We start from the raw sequence: 12633 nt of genomic DNA on the forward strand, positions 1-12633 counted from the left end.
TTAATTTTCCTCAACGGGTTCAGCTACAGCCTCCTTGGCTTTCACGCGCTTTTTCTCGTTGTAGGCCACAGCGTGCTTGTCGAGTTTGACGGTGAGAAATCGCATCACACGTTCGTCGCGTTTCAGCGCCAGCTCCAGTTCGCCGATCAGCTCACCTGCGGCTTTATATTCGTAGAGATAATAAAAGCCGGTAGATTTTTTCTGGATAGGATACGCCAGTTTGCGCATGCCCCAGTTTTCCTCGTGAACCAGCTCAGCACCTTTGTTGGTCAGGTAGTCCTGATACTTCTTTACCGCTTCCTTCATCTGATCTTCAGACAAAACGGGAGTTAAAATGAAAACGGTTTCATACTGATTTAACATCTTGTGTTTGTTTAGATTAAGTGTTTAAAAAAATTATTTTAAAAGTGGGCGCAAAGATAGAAATTTATTTCTAACAGAAACGCAAAACCTTTCTCCATCATTTTTAAACACCTCCTCGAATTCATTCTGAAAGCAAACCAGCATCCACGAATTAAACGAATTAAGATAATTAACACGATGAAAAATTAGCGGCAATCCGCTTAATTGGCGGTAATTGGCGGATGGATTTACGGCAGTGTATCAAAATTTATAACTTTGCTCGATTAATACAAACCAACAACAACAATCGCCATGGATACAAACGATACCATTTGCGCCCTTGCCACTCCCGCGGGAGTAGGTGCCATAGCCATGATCCGTCTGTCGGGGTCGGAATCTTTCAGCATCATCGATAGCGTTTTTGAACCACGCAGCGGCGCTCCTGTAAGCTCGGCCGCCAGCCACACTTTGCATTTGGGCAACCTGAGTGGCAACGAGGGAATCATCGACGAAGTGCTGGTGAGTCTGTTCCGCCAGCCCCACTCCTACACCGGCGACGATGCCATCGAGATTTCGTGCCACGGCTCTCCTTACATCCAGCAAAAGATCATCGAACTGCTCATCAGCCGCGGCGCACGCATGGCCAACGCAGGCGAATTTACCATGCGTGCGTTTATCAACGGCAAATTTGATTTGGCACAAGCCGAGGCAGTAGCCGACCTGATAGCTTCCGGCTCTAAATTTGCGCACGACCTGGCATTGGACCAGATGCGCGGTGGCTTCTCCGACAAGATAAAACAACTGCGTCAGGAGCTGCTCGACTTTGCCTCGCTGATAGAACTGGAGCTTGATTTTGCAGAGGAAGACCTAGAGTTTGCCGATCGAACCAAAATTGGGAAAACCCTCGACGGACTTGAGGCTGAAATTAATATTCTACTCAAAAGTTTTAAAGTAGGCAATGTGTTGAAAAACGGGATACCGGTAGCCATCATCGGCAAACCCAACGTGGGCAAGTCAACGCTACTCAACACCATCCTACAAGAAGAAAAAGCCATCGTGAGCGACATACCCGGTACCACCCGCGACAGCATCGAAGACACCATTATCATCGAGGGAGTTGCCTTTCGTTTTATCGACACCGCCGGACTGCGCCCCTCCATGGATGCCATCGAAAATATAGGGATTGAGCGTACGCTGCAACGTATCAAAGAAGCCAGCATCATCCTCTTCGTTTTCGATGCAGCCAGCACCGCCGAAGAAGTGCAGGAGGTGCTCGAAGAACATCGCCATCTGATCGAAGATCCTTCCAAGCGCATCATTCTGATCGGAAACAAAATAGACATGCTCATCGAGATGCCCAAAGGATTTAAAGACCTGGTAGAACTCGAAACTATCTTTATTTCGGCCAAGCGCAAAGAAAATATAAATCTCATCTCCGATAGCCTGCTGCGATCGGTAAATACGCAGCAGTTTGCCGACACCACCATTGTGAGCAACGCCCGTCACTATGAAGCTTTAAGCAAATCGCTGCAAGCTATCGGCGACATACGCAAGGGATTCGACACCAACGTACCCTCCGACCTTGTAGCCATCGACATACGCAAAGCCCTGCATCATCTGGGAACCATCACCGGGCAAATCACAACAGACGAGATTTTGGGTAATATCTTCGGGAAGTTTTGTATCGGAAAATAACAACCGCGAAGCAATCAATTGAGACGTTATAGTTGAAAAGAATATTTGAGCGGTAATAAACAAGGCGATGGAATTACAAAATATTCAAAACAAGATTCATGAAATACGTGGGCAAAAGGTAATGCTGGATTTTGACCTGGCAGAGCTTTATGAAGTAGAAACAAAGGTGCTGAATCAAGCAGTAAAAAGAAATCCTGACCGTTTCCCTGAAAGATTTATGTTTAGGTTGAGGCCTTTTGAGTGGGAGCGTATCCGGTCACAAATTGTGACCGCATCTGACCAGAGTAAAAGAAATGTTGCTGTAACTCCTTATGCTTTTACCGAACACGGTGTAACCATGCTTTCGAGTGTGCTGAGAAGCAAAAAAGCAATTGAAGTAAATATTGCCATCGTAGATGCTTTTATCGCGATTAAAGAATATGCGCTGAATTATAAAGAACTTGCAATGCAACTGCGCGATTTGGAAGGGAGGTTTTCGGGCATAGCGCAAGCCATCGACTATTTGTTGCAAAAGGATCATCAGGATGTCGAGCAAAAACAACGGAAAAGAATTGGATACAAAACGGATTAAAACAAAAAAGTGGAACTTCAAACTATCCAAAACAAAATCTACGATTTACGAGGGCGAAAGGTGATGCTGGACTTTGAACTTGCAGCGCTTTACGGAGTAGAAAACAGAGCATTGAAGCAAACTTTTAAACGAAATATTGATCGTTTCCCGGATGATTTTATGTTTCAGCTTAATAAAACCGAGTGGCAAGAGCTTATCACAACTTGTGATATGCTGCCGGAAGGTGCAAAATTTATCCCTTTTCAATCTAATCGGTGCTTTTAACACAAAAAACAATTGCATGCATTTTAATGCTTTATTCACTTTTCTTCAGGATCGCAAAAAGGCCCGATACCTCCTCATCCTGCTTTTGTCAGTCTTTCTTATTTTAACGTTTGTCGTTCTACTGCTCCCCACCACCTTTATCGACCTGTGGTTTTCGGAAGCGATACAAAAAAACAATCATCCTACCCTCGACTTTTTGATGAAGGCAATCAGTTGGTTTGGTACAGCGCCTGTGACTGCCACGATGGTTTTTGGAATTGCGCTGATCTTCGCCATCAACGGCCGACGGCGGGAGGCTATGTTTACCATTGCTACTTTGCTGGCATCGGCTGTTACGCTTGGGATAAAAATTCTGATCGACCGCCCCCGCCCTACCGAAGACCTTGTAAAAATTGTTGAAGATGCGCAGTTCCAGAGTTTCCCCAGCGGCCACACCTCTTTTTACGTTGTCTTTTTTGGTTTTATGATTTTCCTGTTGATACGCAATCAGCATTTTGTGCGATGGCTGCGCAACACATTGATTGCCGCCGCGCTGGTATTAATATTTTCTGTTCCATTCTCCCGTATTTATCTGGGCGCACACTGGTTTACGGATGTGACCGCAGGTTTCGTACTGGGCATCCTTATGCTGTGGATGCTTATCAGCGCGTTCCTCTACGAACCGAAATCGAAACCTGCCAATAATCCATAAAGCGTGTTTCTTTTTGCTGTAATATTGATTTTTACAACACATCCCAAAACCAATAAAACATAGCTCCACACGCATCCCGACTTGCGGTAGGATTTGGCTATGGCCGAAATATGTATTTTTGAAGTCTAAATTGAAATGTAAGATGGATAAGACCACATTGCGCCGATCGCTCAAAAAACTAAAAGCTACACTCGATGGAGACATTTTTCTCGACAACGCCACCCGTATCCAATATGCTACGGATGCTTCGGCCTACCGGGAGCTGCCATTGGCAGTGATTCGTCCGCGCAACAAATCCGATTTACGTAAGATCATACTCTTTGCCGGCCAGCACAAAGCTCCGCTTATTCCTCGTGGCGCCGGCACCTCACTGGCCGGGCAGGTGGTGGGCAATGGCATTGTGGTAGATATTAGCCGCTACATGAATAGCATCATCGAGGTAAATGCAGCCGAACGATGGGTGCGCGTGGAACCCGGTGTGGTTCTCGACGAGCTCAACCTGGAAATGAAACCCTACGGTCTTTTTTTCGGACCAGAAACCTCCACAGCCAACCGCTGCGTAATGGGCGGCATGGTGGGCAACAACTCCTGCGGCGCCCACTCGCTACTCTACGGAAGCACCCGCGACCACACCCTCGAACTCGAGGTTATCCTAAGTGACGGAAGCAGTGCCACCTTTGGAGAAATTGATGAAGATACTTTTCAAATAAAACGCACTGGCAACAGCCTTGAAAGTGCATTGTACCGTCAGATTGCTGAAATACTTGGCGACGAAGAAAACCGCAAAGAGATCGTTCAACAGTTCCCTGATCCGGCCATCGAACGTCGAAACAACGGATACGCCCTCGACCTGTTACTTGATAGCCAACCCTTTGTCACCAACGGTAAACCATTCAACTTTTGCCGGCTGCTGGCCGGATCGGAGGGGACGCTGGCTTTTATCACCTCAATAAAGCTCAACCTTGTTCCGCTGCCACCCAAAGTTAAAGGATTGGTGTGCGTTCACTTTGAAACTCTCGAGGATGCCTTTCAGGCCAACCTCATCGCATTGCGCCACCAGCCCGGCGCCATCGAACTCATGGATGAGGTGATATTAAAACAAACCAAAGACAACATCGCGCAAAGCAAAAACCGTTTCTTCGTGCAGGGCGATCCTGCTGCCATCCTCATCATCGAATTTGCACGCGAGAGTCAACAGGAAATTATGGACATCGCCGACAGCATGGAAGCCGAAATGCGGGCTGCCGGCTACGGTTATCATTTTCCACGCGTTTTCGGAACCGACATCAGCCGTGTTTGGGATTTGCGCAAAGCCGGACTTGGTCTTCTTTCCAACATACCGGGCGACGCCAAACCCGTTTCGCTGGTCGAAGACACAGCGGTGCATCCAGCCGTTTTGCCGGCATATATCGCTGAGTTTAAAAAAATCATGCAAAAGCATAATCTACAAGCTGTTTATCATGCGCACATCGCCACCGGCGAGTTACACCTTCGTCCGGTGCTCGATCTGAAAAAACCAGAAGATGTCGAGCTTTTTTATACTATAGCGCTGGAAACAGCACACCTGGTAAAAAAATACCGCGGCTCCCTTAGCGGAGAACATGGCGATGGAAGGCTGCGTGGCGAGTTTATCCCACTGATGGTGGGAAAGCATAATTACGAGCTGATGCGTCAGATAAAAAAACTGTGGGATCCCGACGGCATATTCAATCCGGGTAAAATCATCGACACACCCTCTATGCGCACCGCGCTTCGTTATGAGCCGGGAAAACCTACACGTGAACTCAAAACCATCTTCGACTTTTCACATGACCAGGGCATGATGCGGGCGGTGGAAAAATGCAATGGCTCCGGCGACTGCCGAAAGAGCGAAATCATTGGCGGGGTGATGTGCCCCAGCTACATGGCCACCCGCGACGAAAACACCACCACACGCGCTCGCGCTAACACCCTGCGGGAGTTTCTTACCAACTCACCCAAGAAAAATCCTTTCGATCATCAGGAAATTTATGATGTGATGGATTTGTGCCTCTCCTGCAAAGGCTGCAAGTCAGAGTGCCCGTCGAGTGTGGATATTGCACGTTATAAAGCCGAGTTTCTGCAACATTATTACGATCAGCATGGCATTCCGTTTCGCACCAGAGCCATCGCTTACATCGCTCAGCTCAACAAGCTGGGAATGTTATTTCCAAAAATCACCAACTATTTCTTTACCCAACCGGCAGTTTCAAGCTTGTTAAAACAAATGCTTGGTTTTGCGCCAAAACGTAGCATCCCTTTGCTTTACGGAATAACGCTGCGCAAATGGGCGCGTTACAATTTGCCACGGCTCAACCAGCTTGCCGATTACAAAGGTGAGGTATGTTTATTTGTAGATGAATTTACAGAATACAACGACACGCTCACAGGCATCAAAGCGGCTGAATTGCTTGCCGCGATGGGCTATCGCGTTAACGTTGTTCCGCATCGCTCCAGCGGACGAACATTTCTGTCGAAAGGCCTGGTGCGCCAGGCGCGCAAGCTGGCCATCCATAATGTAAAAGCCCTTTCGGGGATTATTAATGATAAAATGCCTTTGGTGGGTATCGAACCTTCGGGCATTCTTACCTTCCGCGACGAGTATCCCGACCTGGTGGGCAAAGAGCTCAAAGCCGATGCACAGAAACTGGCTCTCAATGCCCTGATGTTTGATGAATTTGTGGAGCGGGAGATCGATGCCGGCAACATTGATAAATCCTTGTTCACTACCGACAAGAAGCTTATAAAACTACACGGGCATTGTCATCAAAAATCACTGGCATCCACTGCGCCAACCAAAGTGATGCTTTCTCTGCCCGAAAACTACGAAGTAGAAGAGATCAAATCGGGCTGCTGTGGCATGGCCGGCTCCTTTGGTTATGAAAAAGAACATTACGATGTTTCGATGAAGGTAGGAGAATTGGTTTTGTTTCCTGCCGTTCGAAGCACCCCTGCGGAGGTGATCATTGCTGCGCCGGGAACGTCATGCCGCCATCAGATCAAAGATGGAACGGGACGCACGGCTTATCACCCGATAGATATTTTGTGGGAGGCTTTGCGCGATAAAAAACCCGGAAAACAAACGCACCTAAAAAAACGAGAAGCCGCCGGATAGAAGAAAAAAAACCTTGTCTAAAAAAACAACTCCCCGCGCAAGGCAGGGAGTCGGCAAGTAGTGTGAATAATTTATTTTAGTTAAACTTACGTTAACATTACTACAAACGCTTCGTCCCCGCTATTATTTTAATTGATGGAATAAAGGTTTTTAAAACGAAAACAAAGGAATCATGGATTCAGAAATAAGATTCAGACCTGCCCTGGCAAACGACAAAGAAACCATCATCGAATTTCAGTTGCTGATGGCCATAGAAACAGAACAGTTGGCACTCGATCGCCAAAAACTTCAACGAGGTGTAACTGCCATCTTCGACCACCCGCATCGCGGAAAATATTACGTGGTAACCAATGCAGAAAAAGTTATTGGCTGCCTGCTCATCACCTACGAATGGAGCGACTGGCGAAATGCCATGGTGTGGTGGCTTCAGTCGGTGTATGTATTGCCTGAATATCGCCGGCAGGGAATTTTCAGATTGATGTATCAAAAAATTAGGGAGCAGGTGATGCAACTGCCCGATGTTTCAGGAATCCGTTTATATATGCACCACTCCAACGGCCGTGCAGCTAGTGTTTACAAAGCCATGGGCATGGATGGCGAAAATTACAAAATGTTTGAGTGGATAAAACCTGATCTTCCCTATTGATTCTGTCGTGTTACTTTATTTGCCAACTGGACAACTACACAACCTATGTTAGGTTTAGGCTGGTTTCGACTACGCTCAACCACCGCCTGAGCTGCATCTATTTTTGCAGGCTTTACCTGCTTTATTAATCCAATTGCTTTAAAAAAAAGCAGACAGAAGGTGCGCCAGTGATATTTTGAAATCTATATCGACAACCCGCCAACTTCTTCACCTTAACCAACAATATTTCATTAGAATTTTGATTATTGAAGGTGTCGCTCCTACAGAGCTTTGGGGCAATCATTTGTACCTTAGTTCTACCATAATGTCCCTCCTACGGAACTTTGACAACATGATAATCTGATAAATTGACAACCTCCTCTATTGCAAATTCTCCCAATACCAGCGGATGGCTTCCTTCAATCCTTTCCGCAAATCATATTCCGGCTGATAGCCGAGCAGATCGTGCGCTCTATCGATAGAAGCCAACGAGTGTAGGATGTCGCCCACACGTTTTTCGCCTTTCACCGGATCAACATTTGCTATTCGCGGATCAAATTCCGACAGATATTCCTTTAGCGTTTCGATAAGCTCGATTACTGTAGTGGCTTCACCAAAAGCAATGTTGTAAACGGTGTTGAGAGCAGGCGTTTGCACAGCGGTAGCTGCCAGTTCGTTTGCCTGAATCACATTGTCGATGTAGGTAAAATCGCGCGACTGCAAACCATCACCATATATATAGGGCGACTGATAGGTTATGAGCGACTTGATAAATTTTGGAATCGCAGCAGCATAGGCGCCATTCGGATCTTGCCGGCGACCGAAAACATTGAAATACCGCAGACCAATGGTTTCAATGCCATATAAATCAGAAAAGACTTTTGCATAAAGCTCATTTACATATTTGGTGACGGCATACGGTGAGAGCGGGCGACCAATCTGATCTTCTTTTTTGGGCAGCGCAGGATGATCGCCATAGGTTGACGAGCTGGCCGCATAGACAAAACGTTTCACCCCGGTTTCTTTGGTGGCGGTGAGCATATTAACAAACCCGCCAATATTTACATCGTTGGTTGTAACCGGATCGGCAATGGAGCGTGGCACCGATCCCATGGCAGCCTGATGCAGCACTATATCCACGCCTTCCACAGCATTCCGACAAGTAGCATAGTCGCGGATATCGCCTTCGATTAAGGTGAAATTGGAAAGATCAGAAAAAGGACGGATGTTATCTAGCTTTCCAGTGGCCAGATTGTCGAGGCAGATGATTTTGTTGTCTTGGGTGATAAACCGTTCGATGAGGTTCGACCCTATGAATCCGGCACCACCAGTGATGAGAAGTTTTTTGTTACAAAGTTTCATCCGCTTAGATTATTGTTTTTACGAAAACGACAAAAGTCGGTAATTTTTCTTAAAAAACATGCCACAGCATTAAAACAAGGAAGAAGTTGGTGGGAAGGAAAGAAGTTGTCGGATTGTCGGGTTGTCAAGTCATCAGGTTGTCAGATTCCCTTTCTTCAACATTCCAACCTCTTCTTCGGCAACGCAATTTTTCTATTTTTGTCCTAAAATAATCAGTTATGAACGACAAAGCTTTTCAGGATTATTACCCTGACCAATTCAACCAATGCTATGGATGTGGCGGACTCAACGAACATGGGCATCAACTCAAGAGCTATTGGGAAGGCGACGTGGCTGTAGCCAAATTTACACCAAAACCCTATCACACCTCCATGCCGGGATACGTCTACGGCGGGTTGATCGCATCACTCTTCGATTGTCACAGCACCGGCACCGCCAGCGCCGCACTGTATCGCAACCAGGATCGTCCGATGGGGTCGGAACCTGCTATTCGCTGCGTAACGGCTTCGCTCAATGTTAGCTACCTGCGCCCCACGCCTCTTGGCGGCGAACTTACGCTACGTGCAACCATTGGCAATATCGACGGGAACCGTGTAACAGTGCTCACCGATCTTTTTGCCGGTGGCCATCGCTGCGCGAAAGCCGAGGTGGTGGCGGTGGCCGTTGACGAAAAATGGCTCCAACGCTGGTTGTAAGGGAGAGGTAAGTGGGGAGAAGTGAGAGATGAGAAGGTGGGCTTTCGATTGGTAATTTTTAATTTGAAATCCTTTGTAGGAAATCGGAAGCGAAGCCATTAAACCCTGGGAACTGCCACATTGAGCGATGCAGGTATCACCTCAAAATGCAATTCCTGCCCCATCTTTACGGTTTCTCCATCAAGGTTGATGCGCTTTTTCTTTTGCTCTACCATTACCTCTTTGGTTTTTAGCATCTCTACATATTTGGTACGGTCGATTTTTTTCATAAAAAATAAAATCAACATAAACGGGACTCTCCAGGCAGGAGCTTTGCGCATGATGCTGATGTCCATTAATCCATCGTCGATACGTGCCTGCGGGGCTATGCTGGTGTTGTAACCAAACTGGTCGCTGTTTGCAAAACTGATAAACAATGCACTCCGGGTAATCTTTTGGCCGTTGAGATGCAGCACATATTTCCCCGGGCGATACTTAAAATAGGCAAGTAATATGATGCGGGCATATTGAAGAAAACCCCGCTGGCGCTTACTTGCAAACTTGAAGGCCACATAAGCATCGAATCCTACCCCGGCGATACTAAGAAAAAGCCGGTCGTTGACCTTCACTGTGTCGATGCGGCGTGTTTTCTGATGATTGAGGACAGAGATTGCTTTTTCGGTTTCAAGTGGTATTTTGAGATGTCGTGCCAGGCCATTGCCCGACCCAGAGGGAACCAGGCCCAGCGTTACATCACTGCCCACGAGTGGAGTGGCCACCTCATTCGCAGTGCCATCGCCACCTACGGCAACAATAAGTTGGTAGCCGTTATCGCGCGCCTCCTCACTTAGCTGGCTGGCATGGCCTACTGCTTCGGTGTAAACCACCTTGAAATCGAAAACAGAAGCATCCAGAGATTTGCTCACCATCTGAGCAAAATTGCGGTGACGCCCTACCCCTGAAAAAGGATTGACGATGAAAAGCGTTTTTATTTTCGTGGGGTTTTCGTTCATAGCTTTATCGTCAGTTGGTTATCAATCATCCGGTTGTTGTATTGCTGGATGACGGCTTTCAGGGTTTGTTCCATTCGGTGTGCTTCACGAAGATTGGTGCTTAGCAAACTTTTCTGTAGCAAAGCATCGCGCTGATAATTGTAAAGCGAGAGGCTGTTACTGCCGTCAAATTCGAGCACAAGCGAATCGGTTATCAATTGGTACACCCCGTTGAGATAATTCAAAGCCATACCATCGGTATTGTCGAAAATATTTTGTCCAAAAGCGACAAACGGTTTGTTGTATCCGAGCAGGCCAAGCGCCGATGGCATGATGTCGATCTGATCGGCTACAATTGTAGCAGACCCGGGCAATTTAAACCCTGGCGCATAGAAAGCGATCGGGATTTCGTACATACCTGTTTTGGTTTTGTATTCCGGCAGCCAGGCTTCTGAGGTGTGGTCGGCGGTGATTACAAACAAAGTATTGCCATACCAGGGCATAAGCTCTGCTTTTTCGAAAAATCTGCGTAAAGCGAAATCTGCGTAAGCTACAGTTTGTTGTATTTTAAGATTTCCTTCAGGAAACTTATTGCTATATTTTTCGGGAATGGTGTATGGATGATGCGCCGACAAGGAAAAGATGGTAGCAAAAAAAGGAGACTTCATCTCACTGAGGCCATCAGCGAAATAGCTAAAAAAAGGCTCATCAAAAATGCCCCATTGCCCGTCGAAGTCGGTTTCGTTGTTGTATTCGGTGCGCCCGTAATATTTATCGAAACCAGCCATTTGCGCAAAGCCATCAAAATCCATTGTGCCATTGGTACCGCCATGATAAAAAGCAGTCTGGTAACCTTCGGCGCCAAGCAAATCGGCCAGGCTATTGAATTTATTGGCTGCGTAGGCCGAATTGATATAGGGCTTGTCGAGCAGCGAGGGCAGCGAAGCAAGTATGGCCGGGATAGCTTCGATAGATTGTTTCCCGTTAGCAAATCCGCGGAAAGCTACTGCATGCTGCATCAGCGAGTCGAGAAATGGCGTAAAGCCATCATAACCTTCGCGATGTCTGTTGAAGGCGCCCACATGTTCGGAGGAGAGACTTTCCATGATGATCACCACAAGATTTACAGACGAATCACCTCCTGACAAAGCTTTGATCTGAGTAGGTTGAATGATCGGAGTGTAAATCTCCTGAAGTGTTATTTCATCAAAATAATCAGCACGCGAAAGGCTTTGCTGGTTCAAAGTTTTGATGATGGTAAATGGTGTATTAAGTACAAAGGTGGCGTTGCGTGCTTCGGAAACCTTGCCGGCGGTAATAATATTGATGGGCTTTAGCTGCAAACCTCCGCGGACGCCTATGATCGTAAGCGCCATGGCTACTAAAAAGCCAATAACCTGGAGCACATAAAATTGAAAGGGATTAAACTTTCGCTTTAGTGGACGAATTTTAAACCGTGCCACAGCTATTATCAGAATTACCACAAAAAGAGCAAAAAGTAAAAAGTAGCCCCAAAAATCTTTAAAAAATTGTGGCAGCAGCGTCAGCAGAGAGATGTCATTTGCGGCATAGCCAAAGATGTCGGCGGTCATCCGCTTAAAGGTAAATCTGAAATAAACGATGTCGGCAATATTGACCATCAGCCCGATAATGTTTGCAAGCAGAAACAAAGCCATTGCGCTAAAGCGCCAAAACCTGTATTTACGCACCGGAAGCGGCAGCGTCATCATAAAGATAAAAGGGGCGTTGAGCATGAAAAGTGTGGCCAGGTCGAATCGTAATCCAAACACCAGGATGCACAACACCTCGCCGGCGCCCAAATGTGAGAAATACTGCAGATTGAAAAGATAGAACATCAGCCGGCTAAGCCACAACAAAAGCAAGGCTATGGCCAGGAGCTGCAGCGCAGGACGGAAATAGTTGTCGTATCGGGCTTTAGAAGAGTTTTTCGAGTTTCTTTTTGCGGGCATAGCTTACTAATAACAATAAAGCGAACAAAAGTACGGCTTTTATCAGTGTCGATCTTTTTCGAGCCAATGCCAAACAGGATAAGTCGTTTAACCAACAATAGCGCTTATCCATCAAATCCCAACCGCCGGTAGTCGGTGTAAACAACGACACCAAAACATCCGCCAGCAGTCAAAGTAAACAATCACAAATAAATTCTAACAAACAAACTCCAAATATCCGTAACGGTTTTGGTCATTGAAAATTAGTTTTGGAATTTATTTGTCTACTGGAATTTATTATTTGGATTTTTCTTCCCCATCTCTCACCGCTCATT

At 46.5% G+C, this 12633-nt stretch carries 10 protein-coding genes and 1 pseudogene; 7 read left to right on the plus strand and 4 right to left on the minus strand.

The genetic code is table 11. The features are described from left to right. On the minus strand, positions 1-363 hold the full coding sequence (gene rpsF, locus VFC92_03885) for a 30S ribosomal protein S6 (GenBank protein HZK07320.1): 363 nt from the start codon (positions 361-363) through the stop codon (positions 1-3). Positions 364-654: 291 nt separating this feature from the next. Between rpsF and mnmE the strand changes: the two genes are divergently transcribed. From mnmE to VFC92_03915, 6 genes and pseudogenes are all read left to right on the plus strand, one after another. Then, positions 655-2037, plus strand: a complete 1383-nt coding sequence (mnmE, locus tag VFC92_03890; GenBank protein ID HZK07321.1) for a tRNA uridine-5-carboxymethylaminomethyl(34) synthesis GTPase MnmE — start codon at positions 655-657, stop codon at positions 2035-2037. A 67-nt stretch (positions 2038-2104) separates the two neighbouring features. Continuing rightward, positions 2105-2608 (plus strand): ORF6N domain-containing protein, encoded by a 504-nt coding sequence (locus tag VFC92_03895; protein ID HZK07322.1) that lies wholly within the window; start codon positions 2105-2107, stop codon positions 2606-2608. Between the two features lie 9 nt (positions 2609-2617). Then, positions 2618-2830: pseudogene (locus VFC92_03900) on the plus strand (ORF6N domain-containing protein). Positions 2831-2888: 58 nt separating this feature from the next. Further along, on the plus strand, positions 2889-3563 hold the full coding sequence (locus tag VFC92_03905; protein ID HZK07323.1) for a phosphatase PAP2 family protein: 675 nt from the start codon (positions 2889-2891) through the stop codon (positions 3561-3563). Between the two features lie 142 nt (positions 3564-3705). Continuing rightward, positions 3706-6696, plus strand: a complete 2991-nt coding sequence (locus tag VFC92_03910; GenBank protein HZK07324.1) for an FAD-linked oxidase C-terminal domain-containing protein — start codon at positions 3706-3708, stop codon at positions 6694-6696. 172 nt (positions 6697-6868) lie between these two features. Next, the gene (locus VFC92_03915) at positions 6869-7342 is read left to right on the plus strand and encodes a GNAT family N-acetyltransferase (protein ID HZK07325.1); all 474 of its coding nucleotides are present in this window, start codon (positions 6869-6871) and stop codon (positions 7340-7342) included. A 360-nt stretch (positions 7343-7702) separates the two neighbouring features. Here the strand turns inward: VFC92_03915 and VFC92_03920 are convergent, their stop codons facing one another. Continuing rightward, a complete protein-coding gene (locus VFC92_03920) occupies positions 7703-8683 on the minus strand; it encodes an SDR family oxidoreductase (protein ID HZK07326.1) in 981 nt (326 codons plus the stop codon). Between the two features lie 218 nt (positions 8684-8901). On the opposite strand from VFC92_03920, the gene VFC92_03925 reads away from it, so the two are divergent. Continuing rightward, complete coding sequence (locus VFC92_03925) at positions 8902-9378, plus strand: PaaI family thioesterase (protein ID HZK07327.1); 477 nt, start codon at positions 8902-8904, stop codon at positions 9376-9378. Positions 9379-9476: 98 nt separating this feature from the next. Here VFC92_03925 and VFC92_03930 read toward each other — a convergent pair whose 3' ends face one another. Beyond that, positions 9477-10370, minus strand: coding sequence for a diacylglycerol kinase family protein (locus VFC92_03930; protein HZK07328.1), 894 nt, complete (start codon positions 10368-10370; stop codon positions 9477-9479). Further along, entirely contained in the window at positions 10367-12319 is a 1953-nt protein-coding gene (locus tag VFC92_03935) for a sulfatase-like hydrolase/transferase (GenBank protein ID HZK07329.1), read from the minus strand. The genes VFC92_03930 and VFC92_03935 overlap by 4 nt, the downstream gene beginning before the upstream one ends. Between the last annotated feature and the right edge of the window lie 314 nt (positions 12320-12633).

The sequence above is a fragment of the Bacteroidales bacterium genome, from assembly GCA_035647615.1.
Taxonomy (GTDB): Bacteria; Bacteroidota; Bacteroidia; order Bacteroidales; family 4484-276; genus SABY01.

Bases quoted from the DNA above. Each gene is read 5' to 3' on its own strand.
- rpsF (HZK07320.1), bottom strand. From the start codon at position 363: ATGTTAAATCAGTATGAAACCGTTTTCATTTTAACTCCCGTTTTGTCT.
- mnmE (HZK07321.1), top strand. From the start codon at position 655: ATGGATACAAACGATACCATTTGCGCCCTTGCCACTCCCGCGGGAGTA.
- VFC92_03895 (HZK07322.1), top strand. From the start codon at position 2,105: ATGGAATTACAAAATATTCAAAACAAGATTCATGAAATACGTGGGCAA.
- VFC92_03905 (HZK07323.1), top strand. From the start codon at position 2,889: ATGCATTTTAATGCTTTATTCACTTTTCTTCAGGATCGCAAAAAGGCC.
- VFC92_03910 (HZK07324.1), top strand. From the start codon at position 3,706: ATGGATAAGACCACATTGCGCCGATCGCTCAAAAAACTAAAAGCTACA.
- VFC92_03915 (HZK07325.1), top strand. From the start codon at position 6,869: ATGGATTCAGAAATAAGATTCAGACCTGCCCTGGCAAACGACAAAGAA.
- VFC92_03920 (HZK07326.1), bottom strand. From the start codon at position 8,683: ATGAAACTTTGTAACAAAAAACTTCTCATCACTGGTGGTGCCGGATTC.
- VFC92_03925 (HZK07327.1), top strand. From the start codon at position 8,902: ATGAACGACAAAGCTTTTCAGGATTATTACCCTGACCAATTCAACCAA.
- VFC92_03930 (HZK07328.1), bottom strand. From the start codon at position 10,370: ATGAACGAAAACCCCACGAAAATAAAAACGCTTTTCATCGTCAATCCT.
- VFC92_03935 (HZK07329.1), bottom strand. From the start codon at position 12,319: ATGCCCGCAAAAAGAAACTCGAAAAACTCTTCTAAAGCCCGATACGAC.